Source organism: Alteromonas sp. AWQ4_252 (genome assembly GCF_056158205.1).
Map to the genome: position 1 here is coordinate 3769873 of NZ_JBSWSV010000001.1, position 17756 is coordinate 3787628.

Here is a 17756-nt window from a genome sequence, read left to right on the forward strand (position 1 = left end):
GCTCCACTGCTATTTTTAAACCGCATAACCATATCTTTCCAAGGCACGCAAATCAGTCTCATCGTAAGAGCTGATTATCTCATTCGTAAACTTGTGCTTACATTTTGATGCCTGGGGGAGTGCTAGCACAGCTTCGCGCATTTGCGGCGTTATCTCTACATCAAGAAACGTAATCAAGCGTTCCATGGTTTCAACAGGTTTCTCGCACAAATCTTCAAACTTGACGACAAGGAAGTGATTTGGAGGTAATTGTTCACCGAAGTTCATCACTTGTTCATTGGCCTTTAGCCAGTATTTAAGTGACTTCTGCGGCGTGCAATCCGTTGCTGAAACCTCTTCTCCCAAGACTATTTTTGACCAATTAATACACTGTTGCTGGTTTTCGCTTAATGACATATCAACACCGTGCCGAATAGTGTGGATATACTTCAATTTCGGGAACATATTTTTGAAATGAGGTAAAAACAGCCAGGAGTTAGGTTCCTTAAAGCCCCAGTTATCTGCTTCTAACGTGCTTTTTTTCCGATTCTTGAATACCTTTTGTGCGTTCTTGTACGCGAACCGTCGTCCCAGCCCCGATACCGTTTCTTTATTTCGCATCCAGTCAAAAAAAACACGAAGAAAAAGAAGCTTATTCTTAAATGCCAGACTCGTATTATAGCCTGACAATTGGCAGAATAATTCGATAACAGGCCTAACAACAGCATCATTGTGAATGTTATCTAACAACCACTGTTTTCGTTTAAATAACAATGTAAACAACAGGTTATCGCTAGCATGGTTTAGCGTATGCCCCATATCAAAATCCATGAGGATCAATGCCTCGGAAATGATTCTAGTGCCACTTCCCCCTACACCACCAATAATGACAGGTTGATCATTCATGTCCATTACCCTTTCTTTGATAACCAATCACTACAATCCCACCCTAATTGAGCTTCTAACTGTTGAGTATCGTCTTGCAAATGTGCTTGCATATACGAAATAGCGTCATCGTCAGGTAAGTTGCTATAACCTCCCGCGAATACCGACTTATTTTCCCATTCAAAATCTCTACTGACAGAGAGAAATGAGCATATTTTATCCACAGTTTCTTTACCGTCAGCCAGAAAATCCTCGTACTTCAAAAACAGCATCTGAGATGCGTCAAAATATTGTAAGAACCGATCTACTTGCTGAAAATAGCGGCCTCTGTCGAGATATGAAAAAAGCTGATCTTGCTGCGGTAAGTACTGTTGTTTTCGAGACTCTTCCGCTTGCAATGCAGAAAGAAAATCAAGAGGCTCGATACCTTTTTTGCGCTGCATATTCCAGTGAGAAAAACCACGCAGTACTGGGTCACGATAGATGAAAATTAACTTTAATGCGGGAGAATATTGTTTCAGTCGTTTAGCGACGGGCGTCCAATACGTATAAATAGGAGTTATTTCACCCAGCATTTTATCATCTTGCATGTTGAATGATTTATGATATTTGCCATAAGTAAACCGAGGGAAACGAAAATGTCTTTCGGTATCAAAAAAGTGCAACTCTTTTTTTTCAGCCATTTGTATATCAGGATGATGGCGCAATATGTAGTCAAGTGCAGTGGTTCCACACTTCTGTGCACCACACACAATGAAATCTATTCTTTTTTTTGTCATATTCGTAGTCTAGTCAGTCGCTAAAATGTAGGTGTCTGGCTCAGGCCGTTTCGAAAAACTCTTTAGACTATGCCACTTGTACTTGTGCATCATCTTATTCAGATTAACGAACCACTCACTGTCCGACATATCGATTTTTACAGTATCGATCGTCTCATCCTGAAGCAACACGTCTGAGAAGTACTCACCGGAAAGATCAGCATCTGCTTCCCCCTGAAAATAAAGGGTTCCCACTTTGCTCACCTGGTTATTCTTAAAATAGACTGACGGCTTTCCATTAGTCCATTGATCTGCGGTTAACATATCACGGATCAAAATAGCGTTCGTATCTGGTAATAGAAAAAGATTATTTTCAGCTTCGAGCCGCCCCAGTCCATGGTAGACCCTGAAAACAGTGCCAGAAAACGTGCTTGAGAAGGCAAATAAATTATTAGAAAAGCGCTCCTTCCCTATATTTCTGCCCGTGCCATCACCGCCAACCCGCACACTATGGTTGTTACCAACATGAACTAGAATATTGTCTTCTACCAGTCCATATAGAGGTTCACTGTCGTCGTAAGCATCGTAACCAATTAGCTCGAGCAGGTAGCGAGACTGTTCGTGAGACGAGGTCTCAATCCAGTTATTAATAATGTGTGTGTTTTGTGCCCGAGATTTTACTGCATTCCCACGATTGCTGTGGACAAAACTATTACGTAGCGTGAAGGTACTACCAGGAAAACGGTCGCGATCCGTTGCTATGTATAATGCATGTCCCCACGCACGCCCCTCTATTTTCCCCCCCGAATTTTTAACCTCACTATTTTCAATGGTTATTGTTCCGGAATTGTTATCAGTACCTAGTACACCATGGTGACAATTATTAATTAACACTCTACTGACTAGCGTATGTGTGGCTTCATTTCGAAGGCACACTTCCCCATTTTCCAGTATGACGTTATCAAGATGCCAATAATGTGAGTTCGAGAGGCCTACAACCCAATCCCTGCGACCACCTCCCTCGCCCTGAATACGGGGGCGAGATGAAGCCGTTGTAGCATTGCTAGTCAGGGTAATGGGAGCGGCATTAGCCCCGGAGATAGACTTGGCTACAAAGCTCTGATAAACCACATCTTTTTCCAATACAATAGTGTCTCCTGGTCTGAGACGGGGCAAGACCTCTTTTATTTCCCTCGCCTCGTGGGAAGGCCCAACGTAAAACACGGTATTTCCAGTGTCTTTCACGGCAATGAGTTGCCAAATTAACAGATATACACTCCGCTTAAGCTCATCAGCATGACTAGCCTCTTTCAAGTGAAGCTTAACTCTGTCGCGTTTTCCAGGGTTTTTAGGCGCTACAACTTTTAGCTGTAAAGTATCGCCGTCTCTCAGTTTTTGGCCAGCTGCCAGCTCAAAGGGCCCATTATTAATTGACACCTGAGCATCGCTGCTTTCAATGATAAAGTATCCGTCAATCCCTTTAAAAGATAGACAAGCCGACAGGACTTCCTGACCAGGTCTCACACCCAGTGTTGAAGGGAAAGCTGTTTGTTTACGCTTACCATTACCTCTTATGGAGATATCTTTTGTCGCACATTCAGTCGCGGTATCAGCGGAGCCTGTGACTTGCGCTCGAAGAGACGGTGAAAATAGATAAAAAGCCAGGACAAAAAGGACTAGGTAGTTGGTCAACTTAGCGACCTCGTAATTTAAGTTTGATAGTTCTAATTGGTTCTTTCCTGTGATCTAAGAAAGGAAACTTTGTCGTGATAGAAGATGCCAGACACAATAATTTGTATTTCACCTCAGATGTCACGGGTGTTATACCCCAACCATCAGGTAGGGAATAACCCATTTGTTTCATAAACGGACCAAAGTTCTTAGCTGCCGCAGCGCGCATGTCGCTATTTGTATAATAAGCTTCGAACGACTTTTTCTCTACGTTCGTTTTGTTACCGACAGGAAGAGGCCGAACTTGATCAGCTCCGACGATTTTTAGCATTGTGGCAAAATCACTCTGCAAATTTTCAAAGCGCATCACAAAATCGTAAGACACACCAGGAATGAAGTAGAAATTCATGTAAGTGTAATTAAGATATTTCCAGAAATAATCTTCAAAACTTATTTTCTGTTTATTGACATCCATGAACTCTTGAACTTGTGCCTGATGACTCCAGCCGCCGTTTTCTTCCCAGTTTGCCGGGTCAGAATAGTCATGATGATCAGCGGTATATTTGAAATACTGGGCTAATGTTTTGTCCAATGGATTACGAACGCCTATGACACGTTTATATCCTTTCTGCTCCGGTGTGGCAATTTTCATAAATTTGTCAACGGAGTCATGCTTGGACAATACGTGTTTTCCTCCGTAATTCTCAACAAGTTCTTTAGCGATCACAGTACAGGCTGTTTGCTTATTTTGAATGAAAACAAATTTATAAGTGTCGCACACGATCATTTCACTTTTCCCTTTGCTAATGATGTTAATTCGCTAACGAGTTCGCGTTTTATACACATTAGCACAGCAAGGTAAGAAAAGGCACCGAGAGAAATTTGTACAAACAAGAGTATGTATGGGTTACCAACCAAAGATTGAATTTGAACCCCACCGAAGTAAACCAACACAAACATTATTGCACCAGCGGCAAACGGAGATACGATATTTTTCCACTTAGACGAAACTGAGAGACCAATGGCATAGCACGCTCGCGCTGTTGTTATGATGTACGTTACGGAAAAACCCACCAACCATGCTAGTGCCATATTGCTCGGAGAAGTTCCAAAAAAATAGAAACAGGGTATGAGAATAGCAAGAGTCATAAACATATTGGAGATCATGATGTCTAGCTTGCCGGAGGACTTCAACAAAGGCGAAAACATCTGATAACCAGAACGCAATGGCATGGACAAACAATAAAGCATGATCACCGTCCCTGCCTCGGCCCATTTATCTCCGAATACTAATGGCGTTGCCACGGTAGCACATGCTGCCATGCCCCAGAACACAGGCACAAAGAGAAGATAGGCTAGGCGCTGGGATTTTTGGAAGTAACGTAATTGCCGTTTTGGATCGTCTTGTATTTTTGCATAAGCAGGAAATGCGACTTGCCGAATAAGCGGCATAACTTTCGATGCAGGAATCATGGCAACGACAATAGCAAATTGATAAATGCCAACCTCATATTGCGACATCACGATACCAGCGATGGCAATATCGATGTTTGTCGTAAGGTGAGCCATGAGACCTAAAAAAGACGCTTTTTTTGCAAACGTCAGCATATCAGTAATACTTGACGTGATTTTCGCGGGAATAACGCGGCTCTTCTCGACTACAACATAACTACATTGTTTAAGTACACTCGATGCAAGATTCCCCACCACAATAGACCAATAGCCGTAATCGGCATAGGCCATTGCCACCGTAACAAGCGACCCAACTGATTCGCTGAACGCGTCCACCATGGAGAGCTTTTTAAAGTTCATTTCCCTGTTCATTTTGGTTTGCTGCATAAAGCCAACAAGCACAATAAGGAAATTAAATGCGGTAACCTGAAGCACAGCCTCAATGGCAGGGTTATCATAAAACCGGCTGATGAATGGCGCGCTTCCTTGCATAAGCAAAAAGAAAAACACATGGGCCATTATCATAAAAGTATAAAACTGAGATTGCTTTTCTGGCGTAAGGTTTGGCTCTCGAATAACCGCAGATGCCAATCCGCCAGTACTTACCGACCACAATAAAGCAGAAAAAAAAGAGCCCAGAGCGATAACCGTATAGTCTTCTGGAAACAATAGTCGCAGGGTGAAAATGGTGGTGCCCCAGCGAATGGTTTGACCAAGAGCTTTGCCTATCGCTACCCATTTCAGAGAACGAAGTACTTCATCGCGCATGGGCTAAATCCTTGGTTCAATACTGAAAATCTTACGGAAAGTTTCTTCTACCTTTTTCATCGGTAAGCTTAACTTCCACCATAGTGACCGATAAGACTTAAAGAACAGGTGACGATAAAAAATTTCCGACTGTTTTACGCTTTTTAAATGCTCAGCCAATACTGCTGATAAGCTGTTGCCGTAACTGTCATACTGCAACTGTACTTCAGTTGGAATATTTTCATTATTCTCAAGGGCGTTAAACGCCGCGGTACTCAATTGTCCAAGTGTACTCTCGGGTTCCAGATTGTTTTTTTGCTTTATCAAACGAGTATCAACAAAAGTGGAAGCCTCACTCTGGTTTGGTTTAATGTCTGCAGCCTTAAACACACGTGCCATCTGCGATTCCGGGCTTTGCATCAAAGCGTCGAAAAATACCACCACACGATTTTTTGGCTGAGTATGTCGCATACTCGACAACGTATAGTTCATCCATAACATCAGCGATTTTTCTTCAGAAAACCCATCTCGTTTAGCCAACGAACCTGCAACTTCCACGGGGCGGCGAACCATAACAATGTATAGTGGCTCCACATCAGCCTTCTCGAGTACTGCATGCCAAAAAGGCAGTAACAACGATGTTCTTGGGTCTTTCATCCCCCAGTAAGCGTGCTTACCATATTCTGATTTCACTAATGCCACACCGCGTTCCACCCAGGGAGCTAAGGCATCCATGTTCAAAGATTGGTGACAGCTGGCTAAAGGATCATCCCAACTCCACCCCAACACGTCAAATAGGCGCTCGTTAAAACGCACTAACGCTGAATTTTCGTAAAAGCCTTTTTCGTTGACTTCTTTTTGCGGTCCGTAGAGGGAATCACCCATAAAAACCCCCTGCTCGGCCAGAGAGCCTGACACAGCAGACGTTCCACTACGGTGCATACCGATGATGATAAGAGCTTTGGCTTTCACAATAATCCTTAAGATATAACTGATTTACGCAAACGTTTGAGCTGTTTGACAACACCTACTGGAGCAATGTAGAGCAATATGCCAGTCACAAGCCATGACAATGATAGTTTGTTGCGAGTCCAAGCTTTCAAGTAGCAACGTGCAGCGTCTGAAATTTCATTGCGGTAGAGAAAATTATTGGCATAGTGAATATACACACGGGTAAGTGCTTCATAGAGTGCATTGCTTTCCTCGGCGGTTAAATCAGGAAGCGATGCAAGCGTCGTAATACAATACACATCTGCGCTTAGCATTTTCCGATTGTTTAATGAGTAGTTTCCACCGTGAATGACATAGGTCGCCAGGGGCTTTTTGACCACGGCGAAGTCACATAACCTCGCTAGTTTCATCCATACAAACCGGTCGTCAACACCCTGAAGCGCTCTCTCTGCATTAAAATAGCCAATTTTTTCGATAAGAGATTTACGCACAACTACTGTGCAACAGGTGATAAAATTCTTTTTACACAGCGCAAAAAAACATTGGCCCTCGTGAGCCGGAATTATCAGTTCTGAATGACCTTTTGTATTCACGGCTTCTGTGCCTGTATACACCAATCCTACGCTTGGCTTTTCAAACAATGGCATTTGTTCGCTCAGCTTATTGCTATGCCATATATCGTCTTGGTCACAAAAGGCAATAAACGCACCCGACGCAGCTTTGATACCGGTATTTCTGGCACCTGCTACGCCACCATTTTCTTGCTCAATGACAACTAACCGATTTTCGTCTTTAAACGGCACTAAATGAGGCGCAACGGGTTCCGGCGAACCATCACTGACGAGTACTACTTCAAGGTTGCTATAGCTTTGTGCAAAGATGCCTTCGAGAGTCTTTTTAATGGTATCGCCGCCGTTGTAAAACGGCACAATGACACTGACTTTTTCAGAATAATCCATAGAATTTACAGCCTGAGCAAGAAGACAATAATGACGTACATAACAGGAAGCGACAAAAATGCCCCCAATGCACATTTGAAAAATAACGACCATGACATCGACGAGTCCACGTCAGGATGTAGTCGACTTGCGCGAATATAACAAGCCACGCACATAGCAGCGAATATATAGAAGAAAAGCATGTAGGTTCGGCTAATGAAGAACGCTGTCGCGCAATATCCTATCATGGAAATAATTAAATAAACGGCAGCAGCTTGCTCTTTAGCGAAAAGCATTTTATTTGCTGCCCGGCTTATATCTATTTTTCGAACTTGTAGCAACATTACAAAAATCATGACAAGAAATGTCATCCATAACATGTAGCCACTGATACCTAATTCGGCGAAGGCAAGTACATAGGAGTTGTGAGCTGTTTTGCCGTGATAGATTACAAACTGCTCTTTTCCTATCCCGAATAAGGGACGGTACTTGAACATTTGTACTCCTTGGTACCATGCTTGAAGGCGGGCATCAGCGCTTTCATCATCGGTGGAAATAGTACGAAATTTAGACATCACAAAAATAGCTGCAGGTGACGTGACTAAAGTGAGGAACACCGTTTTAATTTTACCGTATCGGAGATAAAAAAACGCAACGAATACTACAAAGGTACCGACCAATGAACCCCGGCTAGCGCTCCAATAAATACCAGCCAGGTACGCGACTATACAGCCCAGGTACAACAGCTTCATTATTTTGCTTTTGGCCTGGGTCATGAAATAAGCAGCCAGGGGAATATTCATCAACAGAAACATGCCCATGTCGTTGGGGTCATTAAAAATACCCACATATCGTGCTTGAAGAGAGTCGCCACGGGGCATGGCAGCTTCAGCCCATCCGATGCCCAGCGGGTCTGAGATTTGTGTCCAGGACTGTTGCACCATCACAAGGGCGGCGCCCATGCTAACCCACATGATCAAGTGTTGGCGTTTTATGGTTTGTAAAAAACCAAGATAAAGTAGAAATGGTAGAAAGTTAGACGCAAGAGAGTCTTGCATAACAAAGGAGTTAGCAAAGAAACGGAACGCCCGAAACTCTGACAACACCACGACAAAAAACATTCCCAGTAGCAATGTGCACTGTATATTCCAGATTTTGGGCGTCAATGCCAGAAGATAACTAACAAACGCAAGAATAAGAAAGATCCGAAGGAGCGGAAATTCAATAACGAACATGGGCCATTCATGGGGACGCAGGAACACCAATATGGTGTAAACCAACAAAAAGAAAAAGCCTACCCGGCAGGTAGAGTTAATTTCTTCTGCTTCGAGCACTTTTACCGCATCTCCTGCAGCCTGAACAGCCTTCATCCGTTTAACACCCTATTTATTTTATTAATAATTTTTGCCTTCAACACAATTAACCTGTTAACCAGTCGTGCCGCCCTCGATGCGTGCAATACGATGTGAAACAAGGGTTCACTATGTTCTGTAAGGCGATTTTTATATGTGTTTTCAGGCTTGCTTCCGAGAAAATCATACTCACTGAGTTGATTTTCAACTGCAGCCTGTGCTTCTATCAGGTGCATTATAGTACCCGGCGAGACGTTCGGTTTAAATTTATCATTTATACCGCTTTGATAAAAAAATATACTTTTCGCATCTTTAAAGCCATAAAAGCTGGCAATGACTTCATCGGCCACAGCAATTTCTGTCAATACAACCCGTTCTTTACGCCAGAGTCGTTTGATGACTCGTGTGTGAAACTGTAAAAACAGAGGGTTATCAAAAATAATCTGGTGCTGACGTGATGCCCAGCGGCGACGGTGCAATTCAACAAGTCTTTCAAATTGCTCTTCAATATCGTCTTCACAATTGGGGTGCCTGATTGTAGCTTGAGATTGCCGATAAAAAGCATTGAGATAACGATTCGCTTTTTTGTAAAGCTTAGTGGAAGAGATATCGCGGTCTTTTAACGGAACAAAATAACGCCGCTCGTTGGATTGTTCGTTGATAAGTATAGGCTGAGCTATCTGGCGAATGGCATTACGTAAACAGGCATCTTGTCTGACATTGGTTAACACAAGGGTTCTTAAATAACCGGACATTGCTGTTTTGAGAAGTTCAGACGCATAAGTCTCGAAGCCTGAATGCACGAGAATATCCTGATATTCGCTGCAAACCTCGCTCTCTTCTGGCTCTCCTGTACCGATGAAATAGCACAAACCGTTTAGGCGAGATTGATAAAGAGGTAACACAGCCACCAGGGTATTGTCGTGCCAACAACAATAAACCAGTTGGGACTTAACAATGCCATCGTAAACTTCAAGCCAGGTTTGAACCCAGTCAAAGCTGAGAAACACGTGGGCATTACTGGCCTGCAGGTAAAGTGCTTCCCATGCTGAACCAAGTCGCGTCAGACCCTCTGAGGAAGTCACGCAAGTCACCGACATTAGAAAACTTCTTTTTCAGCTTCTAACCAGGTTGTTCCCATTGGCTCGCACCGGGTGCCACATTCGATGTGCATCCATTCCAACTCAGACCCTCGAACGCCTTTCAATGCTTTCTGTAAACGCAACTTTTTCATCTCTACAACGCTGGCAGTATTCTCACCATCAACAACGAAACGCCAGGCAAACATGTGCGTATTTCGTCCTTCCACTGTGGTGACCGTATTCCAACCAGCTTCGGTGGACTTACGAATAACCTGCCACTCTTCGGGGAAGTAACGCACTTGGTATTGTGTAGGTTTACCATCGAGATCACTGCCATTATATCTGACAGAAAGGGTGTCAACCCTCAAACCACCGACTATTACAGGTTTAACACAGCTTTGTGCCTTATAAGGTAGTAAAGGCGCGATATCCCCAAGAACACTAACATCCTGACATTCATCAGAAGCGAATTGTGACTGGGAAAAAACGCTGAGATGTAGGGCCGATGATGACAGCAAAATAAGTACGATTGCTGCGGGCACTGTTTTTTTCCAACTGGACGAAAGGAATTGAGTTTCTGTACGCTCAATTTCTGCCATGGGGTCAGAGGGTTCTTTCTTGGCTAAACGTTCACCAAACCAGAATAACAGGACTACAAACGGTGCGTAAATATACCAACCAAAATTGTTGTGATCTCGCATGAGTTCACTTTCCATATTCGATTCATGACCGATAACGATAAGAGCGACGATACGGATCCAATTTGTTATCAATGCACCGATTATAGCGAGAGCGAGAAACTTAGCGATGGAGGCCTTATTTCGAAGATTTAAAAACACAAATAACGAGCCGATAGCCAGAGACACGAGAAAATAACGCAGCCCGCTACACCCACCGGCAATGACAAACGTTCCAGCAGGTATCATCACCGAGGTGCCTTCTACATAAGTAGGAATGCCGGAATAGGCCATGATGTTCATTACTGCGAATACGGAGAGTTGCTGTAACGCTGTCTGCAAAGAGCCCCATAGCGGATACATGAACAGCAGGAAGGCCACAGAATAAGCCATGCCCCAGGAAAAACGAAATACCAGCCAATACGCGTTGGCGAGTAAAGCCAATGACAACACCCACACCAACAAGCTGACTTGTGATGCCAACGCCACAAAATAAACGCCAATTAAAAGTGCCCCACTCACAATGGCGGGTACGAAGAGCGTTTTGCGTGCAACTAATTGACCGGTTTTCGCTAGGACAATGAGCAAATAAATAAAAATGAATGGAATGAGGTAACCATGGCTATAGGTACCATCGTCAAAGCCATGTCGCCAGAGGGTTTCCATCACTGGGGCATTAGCGACAGCCCATATCAGCGCCAGAGCAAATGGCGCCCAAAATAGCCATTTAGCGGAATGCAGCGTGAAAAAAGAAAAAAAACTGCCTGTATTTTTCATTATTTCCTATTCCTGTTGTATTTACTTACTTCCATGTACTTTAAATTATTGCCCTTACCTGCCTTTTCCGAACAGAACGATCTCGACTGTACGGATGAGGATTAGAATATCGAGTAACAAGCTTTGATGTTTCACATAGTAAAGGTCAAATTTGAGCTTTTCCATGGAATCTTCAACGCTGGCACCGTAAGGGTAATTAAGCTGTGCCCAGCCCGCAAGGCCTGGTTTTACATTGTGCCTTTGATTGTAATACGGCACTTCACGTACCAGCTTTTCTACAAATTCCGGCCGTTCCGGGCGAGGTCCGATAAAAGCCATTTCGCCTTTAAACACATTAAACAGCTGTGGCAATTCGTCCACCCGATATTTGCGGATGAAATGACCTATTCGGGTAACCCTGTCATCGTTCTTACTGGCCCATTTTGCGCCGTCTTTCTCGGCATCAGGACGCATACTTCTGAACTTAATAATTTTGAATAGCTTACCGTTTAGCCCAACGCGCTCTTGTTTGTAAAATACAGATGCACCCGTTCTGCGACCATCATCAAGCCAGATAATAATGGCGGTGATAAGCATAAAAGGCCAGGCGAAGAGAAACACAAAAGAGGCGAGAAAAGCGTTCAACAGGTAATCCAGGGCGTCGCGCAGATAGTTCTGACTGTGAAAACCGTTCGAGTATATAACCCAGCTCGGATACATCAGATTCACCACAATTTGTCCGGTTTCCCGCTCCATGAAATCGAGCAAATCAGTTACTTCAATACCCCGTAACCGACATTCAAACAAAACATCGATGGGCAAGGTTCCACGGCGCTGGTCACAGGCGATGACAATTTCTTCAATCTCATTTTCGGCGATGAACTGCTGAAAATTTTCATCCACTTTAACGTGCATGATCTTTTCTCTCTTAATGCCATCTTCGCGGTTGTCACCAGGTATGGGAATAAATCCCATAAGATCAAATCCTATACGGTCTACATCCCGTCGCATGCGTTTTTCAATGATTGATGCACGCTCGCCGGCACCAAGCACCACGATACGCACTTTGCCAAGACCTAAAAGCCCAAGGCGATTAGTGAAATAACGAAATACTACCAGCGTTATGATAATGCTCGACACCGCAGCTGGCAGGAAGTAAGAGTGCATGACAAGTTCGTCAAACAGCGCCCGACTGATCACTTCAACGAGAAAATAGCTCAGACCGACACTGACAAATATACGCCGGATGATACCGCGGAAAGTCTCCCGAAGCTTTGCTTCATATAGCCCGACAGACAATGAGCACAATAAAATACTCACTGTTAACATGCCCACATTGACCACAAGCTTTTCAATTGTGACAGGCTCACTTAAACCTATCTGCACCAGTATAAACTGGGTGATATAGCCCATGTACGCAATGAGCAGAGCCTCTGTGACAACAAGGATATTCGACCGTTTACTTTGATTATGTTTGTTTATAGCCACCCTTGGCTCCCTAATACTGCAACATCTTTGTTCATAATAAAGGTTATTATTGTAATAGACTACATAAGATGTTGGCATTATAGTGGTATTTGCCGTAGGGTAAATTACATCAAGGCAAAAAAATTAATCATATCGAGTGTAGGATGAACTCTCATGTACTGGTATAAACACGTTTTAAGTTTGACGGTTGTCGGCGCGATGACAGCCCTTTCTGGATGCACAAGCCACTCATCGTTGCCTGAGGCAACGGCTCACCCCTCAATGACAACTAACGTCAACGATTACCAATACCTCATCGGTCCAGGTGATTCGCTGACGATATTTGTTTGGCGGAACCCTGAGATATCCGGGCAATTTATTGTCCGTCCCGATGGTAAAGTCACCACGTCGTTGGTTGAGGATGTGGATGTTGCAGGGAAAACCCCTTCCATGCTCGCAAGAGAACTGGAAGAGCAACTTTCCACGTTTATCAACAACCCTCGGGTAACGGTAAGCGTTAATAATTTTGCTGGCCCCCTGAGTGAGCAAGTCCGTGTAATTGGTGAAGCTGCGAACCCTCGGGCTATCAGTTATTCTGAGAATATGACATTGCTCGATTTAATGATTGCCGTAGGCGGTCTGACCGAGTTTGCCAATGGTAATGATGCAAAACTTGTACGCGTTATCGACGGTCGTCAGAAAACCTTCGACGTTAACATCGACGATTTAATCCGCGATGGTGACATCTCCAAAAATGTCGACATTTTGCCTGGTGATATTGTTATCATTCCAGAAGCTTGGTTCTAGTCGTACAGGTAGTTGGAATAACAAATGCAGGATTTACAGCGTACCCTCGGTCAGCTGAGTGACTATTTAAAGGGAATTTGGGTTAAAAAGCGTCTTATTATGGTATGCACTTGGATTTTGTGTCCAATTGGTTTTGCCTATATTGCGCTTTTACCGGATGTTTATCGTTCACAGGCAGTTGTGTACGTCGACACCCGTTCTGTTCTTCAACCATTGTTGAAAGGGCTTGCCATTCAATCTGATCCCGATCAGGAGATTCAGATGATGGCAAAAACCCTTCTCAGCAGGTCGAATGTTGAAACTATTGCCAGAGAAAGTGATCTGGATCTCACGACGACAAACGACAAAGAGTTTGACGCATTAATTGATGGGTTAACTGCGCAGATCCAACTGCGCTCCACGGGTCGTGACAACATATTCACTATTTCCTACGAAAACAAAAATCCTGCGATGGCGCAAACCGTCGTTCAGGAAACGTTAAATTTGTTTGTAGAAGGTGCTTTAGGTAACAACAGGCGAGACACAGATACAGCAAACCGATTTTTAGACGAGCAAATTGCTGAGTACGAATCACGACTGTCTGAAGCCGAACAGCGTTTGGCTGATTTCAAGCGTCAGTACAGCAACATTTTGCCGTTACAGGGTACCTTCTATTCTACCTTGCAAACCTTGAGTAATGATTTGGAGGCAACGCGCCTGCAAATCAAACAAACCAAGCAGCAGGTTGACTCTCTGAACAATCAGCTGTCGCGGGCAAAAAATGCTGGCGACAGTTTCGGTGTTACCAACGAGACAGAATCCGTTCTCCGTACCCGTTATGATGAGCGTATTAAGTCTCTGGAAGAGCAACTTGACAGCTTGCAGCTTAGATTCACTGAACAACACCCTGACGTGATTGAAACCAAGGCGTTGTTAGCGAACCTGGAAGAAGCGCGCAAGAAAGAGATTAACGATTTCCTCAATTCCGGTGACGGAGATGGGGCCGATGACGTGCCAATGAGCGAACTGAATCAGGAAATAAAACTTGAAATCAGCCGCCACCAAAGTTTAATTGCTGCTTTACAAGTAAAAGAGCAAGACTTGCAGCGACGCATCGCAGCATTGGAATCTAAAATCGATTTGGTCCCACAAATTGAAGCAGAATCAGCGTCGTTAAACCGTGACTACGATATTACCAAAAAGAAATACGAAGAGTTGCTTGCCCGAAGAGAATCTGCTGACCTGTCGAGAAGGGCTGATGTCTCTGCTGAAGAGCTTCAATTCCGAATTATCGAGCCGCCTTTAGAGCCAAACCAACCTTCCGGACCCTATCGTATCTTGTTTTACACCCTGGTGTTACTACTTAGTTTTGGTATTGGTACTGGCCTTGCGTTTTTGTTCAGTCAGCTTTCGCCATTGCTTATCAGAGCTTCACAGCTTCAACAAACTACGGACTTTCCGGTATGGGGTACAGTTACCCACCTTCACATCGACAAAATTAACAAATCGAACAGAATGCGGATGGCGATATTTTTGCTATCGTCCGGCACATTAGTGATGGTATATGGTGTATTGGTTGGCGCTGAGTTGCTGAATATTGATTTACTGCGGAGTGTATTGTAATGAGCAGTACTATTGAAAAAGCGCTTCAACGTCAGCGTGAAGCCCAACAGAAGAAAAAGGCAGAAGAGCAGTCGCAAAGTACTATCGAAGCTTCGCAGCAAAAAGCGGCTTCAACTGTCTCAGAACGCGCGGCTGTGCCTCCCGAGCAGTCGACGGCCGCTCCAGGTCAGGCGACTGCACTAGAGCCATTCAATCTCGACCTCGATAGACTCGAACAGAATGGCCATATTTCCATGTTTGGCACACGCAAAAAGATTAACGAAGAATATCGTGAGATCAAGCGAAAGTTGCTTAACAATGCGTTTGGCCCTCTCGCCTCTACGTTGCAAAACAGCAACATTATAATGGTAACCAGTGGCCGGCCCTCAGAAGGTAAGACCTTCACCGCCTGCAACCTGGCAATGAGTATTGCTGCTGAACAGGATAAAACAGTTCTTTTAGTCGATGCAGATGTACTAAAGCCCAACGTACTCAATACCTTAGGTCTTGAGAAACGACGTGGTTTAATTGAATACCTTACCGGCGAGGTAGAAGACATTTCGGATGTACTTTACCCCACCAACATCGAGAAGCTGAAAATTATCCCGGCAGGTAAATCTCACCATTTAACTACCGAGTTACTCGCCAGCCGAAAAATGGCCGAAACAGTCAATGAGTTTGCTAATCGCTATTCCGATCGAATCGTGGTTTTCGATACCCCTCCATTGATCGGTATAACAGAAACGGCCGTGTTAGCTAATTTTGCTGGCCAGGCTGTGGTGGTAGTTGAAGAAGGTAAGTCGAAGCTAAACGATGTACGGCACGCTGTCGAACGTCTTAATCCCGACATGGCTATTGGATTTGTGGTTAACAAATCTGTGCACAAAGATTCGGATGGAACCGGCTACTATGGATATTATTACTCGGAAAGGCAAGATTCCTAATATGCGATTAGCAAGAAGAGACAACAAAAAGTGGCTGGTGGCGCTTACTCCGCTGTCACTGGCGATGATCTCTCATTTCAGCGTGGCGAAAGGCATTGATTTTTCAGCGTCGCTGGAAGGGTCAACTATGCTTCAAAACCGACACTCTGAAGTCAGGGACGAGGAACTTGTAACCTATTCGGTGAAGCCGGAGGTCACTGCGTTACTGAAGACAAAATCACTAAACGGTATTTTTAACGGCAGTGTGACCCAGCTAGAACGTGATTCAGATGACGCCAGCCGCAAAGATACTTTTGCCGAATACAGCTACAATTTAAGTTGGCAACCAATTGAACATATCCTGACGTTTCAAACTCAGGGTACACAACGTTACCTCGATAGCACGGGTAACGACTTTTTGGTGTCAGATTACTTTTTAAACGCAGATTCACTGGCGCGCATTGATACACAGAGTTACAGTACCATTCTCACCCTTCCGAAGGGCGACTTGATTGCCGGTAATGCCTCACTCACCTATTCCACAATTGACGGGCAGGAAAACGAATTTCGAAATACCACCGGTGTGAATAATGATACGCTCACTGGCACATTTGTGCTTACCAGCGGAAATGATGCCGACGATTATTTCTGGATGATTCAGGGTAATTACAATGAGATTGAGCGTGATGAATCAGCTAACGGTGACTACACAGGTAAGTATGCAACCGGCTATCTCGATACAGTACTCTATCAACCCTGGGCTGTGCGTTTTACAGCAACCTACGATGCTAACGAGTTAGCTGATCGCAATGATGAATTTTCCAACGATCGCGATTTTAAAAGCTATGGTGTAGGTTTGACCTACCGCTTGTCTGAACAGCGTTATGTTTCCGTAACAGCTAATACGATTGATTCAGATGTAGAAAGAGATGATGGCGATACTTTTGTCGGCCTCGATGCTATGTGGGCCATTACACCACGCACAAACATCCAGGCATCTTACGGCAAACGTTTCTACGGTAAGTCAGCCAGCGCTTCGCTTAATTATGCGTCGAAGAAAGTGCGGGGCGTACTTAGTTATTCTGAGCAGGTGACCTCCTACTCTCAGTTGGCAGCGACACCACAAACCCTTGGCGTATTTGTATGCCCGGCAGGCAACTTCTCTATTGATGCGTGTTTTCAGCCTAGCTCCCTGGACTATGAACCCGCTGATGACGAACAAGTTTTGCAAATCATCACAACTGGTTTAGAGCTTACTAACGCTATTATTTTGCGCAAAGCCGGTATTGCACAACTTGGCTTACAAGGGCGCAGGCTGACACTAGCGTTTAATGCCCAATATGCAGATGATGACTACCTTGAGTTCGACCGGCAAAGAAAGAACTACTCTGTGGGCGTCGATAGCAGTTATCAGTTAAGTCGACACACAGATCTCCTGGCCAATGTGCGATACGGAATCATTGAACAAGAAACGCCAACAACGGGTGAGACTGACAGTGAGCAGTGGTTTGGCTCTGTGGGAATGAAACGCAAATTCGGCCAGTATTTATCTGGTGATTTAAAATTTAACTATATAAGCCGATCTGGTACGTTAAATTCAGGTGTTTACGGCCCCGAGTATGACGAGCGTAGAATTACTCTTACAGTTCGATACGACTTCAAATAGAAATGAAAAAACGCCGCATGCGGCGTTTTTTTATACCTGAACACTTTAGTATCTGAACACTAAA

Annotated in this window: 15 protein-coding genes; 4 read left to right on the forward strand and 11 right to left on the reverse strand. The window is 44.2% G+C overall.

The window, feature by feature from the left end:
• Positions 1 to 15: 15 nt before the first annotated feature.
• From ACXACM_RS16590 to ACXACM_RS16640, 11 genes are read right to left on the reverse strand one after another with little or no spacing between them, the layout of a single operon-like run.
• Positions 16 to 885, reverse strand: coding sequence for a sulfotransferase family protein (locus ACXACM_RS16590; RefSeq protein WP_474823123.1), 870 nt, complete (start codon positions 883 to 885; stop codon positions 16 to 18).
• A gap of 5 nt (positions 886 to 890) precedes the next feature.
• Positions 891 to 1643, reverse strand: coding sequence for a sulfotransferase domain-containing protein (locus ACXACM_RS16595; RefSeq protein ID WP_474823124.1), 753 nt, complete (start codon positions 1641 to 1643; stop codon positions 891 to 893).
• A 9-nt stretch (positions 1644 to 1652) separates the two neighbouring features.
• Positions 1653 to 3314 (reverse strand): hypothetical protein, encoded by a 1662-nt coding sequence (locus ACXACM_RS16600; protein WP_474823125.1) that lies wholly within the window; start codon positions 3312 to 3314, stop codon positions 1653 to 1655.
• Position 3315: 1 nt separating this feature from the next.
• Positions 3316 to 4080, reverse strand: a complete 765-nt coding sequence (locus ACXACM_RS16605) for a sulfotransferase family 2 domain-containing protein (protein ID WP_474823126.1) — start codon at positions 4078 to 4080, stop codon at positions 3316 to 3318.
• Complete coding sequence (locus ACXACM_RS16610) at positions 4077 to 5513, reverse strand: lipopolysaccharide biosynthesis protein (RefSeq protein ID WP_474823128.1); 1437 nt, start codon at positions 5511 to 5513, stop codon at positions 4077 to 4079. Before ACXACM_RS16610 ends, ACXACM_RS16605 begins: the two co-directional genes overlap by 4 nt.
• A gap of 3 nt (positions 5514 to 5516) precedes the next feature.
• Positions 5517 to 6464, reverse strand: coding sequence for a sulfotransferase family protein (locus ACXACM_RS16615; protein ID WP_474823129.1), 948 nt, complete (start codon positions 6462 to 6464; stop codon positions 5517 to 5519).
• 8 nt (positions 6465 to 6472) lie between these two features.
• Positions 6473 to 7402, reverse strand: coding sequence for a glycosyltransferase family 2 protein (locus tag ACXACM_RS16620; RefSeq protein ID WP_474823130.1), 930 nt, complete (start codon positions 7400 to 7402; stop codon positions 6473 to 6475).
• 5 nt (positions 7403 to 7407) lie between these two features.
• The gene (locus ACXACM_RS16625; protein ID WP_474823132.1) at positions 7408 to 8751 is read right to left on the reverse strand and encodes an O-antigen ligase family protein; all 1344 of its coding nucleotides are present in this window, start codon (positions 8749 to 8751) and stop codon (positions 7408 to 7410) included.
• Positions 8748 to 9833, reverse strand: a complete 1086-nt coding sequence (locus ACXACM_RS16630) for a GNAT family N-acetyltransferase (protein WP_474823133.1) — start codon at positions 9831 to 9833, stop codon at positions 8748 to 8750. Before ACXACM_RS16630 ends, ACXACM_RS16625 begins: the two co-directional genes overlap by 4 nt.
• Complete coding sequence (gene xrt / locus ACXACM_RS16635) at positions 9833 to 11269, reverse strand: exosortase (RefSeq protein ID WP_474823134.1); 1437 nt, start codon at positions 11267 to 11269, stop codon at positions 9833 to 9835. The genes ACXACM_RS16630 and xrt overlap by 1 nt, the downstream gene beginning before the upstream one ends.
• A gap of 54 nt (positions 11270 to 11323) precedes the next feature.
• Positions 11324 to 12736 carry a TIGR03013 family XrtA/PEP-CTERM system glycosyltransferase gene (locus ACXACM_RS16640; protein ID WP_474823136.1) on the reverse strand — a complete coding sequence of 471 codons (1413 nt, stop codon included), beginning with the start codon at positions 12734 to 12736 and terminating at the stop codon, positions 11324 to 11326.
• A 198-nt stretch (positions 12737 to 12934) separates the two neighbouring features.
• On the opposite strand from ACXACM_RS16640, the gene ACXACM_RS16645 reads away from it, so the two are divergent.
• Genes ACXACM_RS16645 through ACXACM_RS16660 form a run of 4 tightly spaced genes read left to right on the forward strand, consistent with a single transcriptional unit; the run spans position 12935 to position 17692 of the window.
• Positions 12935 to 13522: an XrtA/PEP-CTERM system exopolysaccharide export protein gene (locus ACXACM_RS16645; RefSeq protein WP_474824400.1), complete on the forward strand. Its 588-nt coding sequence runs from the start codon at positions 12935 to 12937 to the stop codon at positions 13520 to 13522.
• Between the two features lie 24 nt (positions 13523 to 13546).
• A complete protein-coding gene (locus ACXACM_RS16650) occupies positions 13547 to 15124 on the forward strand; it encodes an XrtA system polysaccharide chain length determinant (protein ID WP_474823137.1) in 1578 nt (525 codons plus the stop codon).
• Positions 15124 to 16047, forward strand: coding sequence for an XrtA-associated tyrosine autokinase (locus ACXACM_RS16655; protein WP_474823138.1), 924 nt, complete (start codon positions 15124 to 15126; stop codon positions 16045 to 16047). The genes ACXACM_RS16650 and ACXACM_RS16655 overlap by 1 nt, the downstream gene beginning before the upstream one ends.
• Positions 16013 to 17692: a TIGR03016 family PEP-CTERM system-associated outer membrane protein gene (locus ACXACM_RS16660; RefSeq protein WP_474823140.1), complete on the forward strand. Its 1680-nt coding sequence runs from the start codon at positions 16013 to 16015 to the stop codon at positions 17690 to 17692. The genes ACXACM_RS16655 and ACXACM_RS16660 overlap by 35 nt, the downstream gene beginning before the upstream one ends.
• The last annotated feature ends 64 nt before the right edge of the window (positions 17693 to 17756 follow it).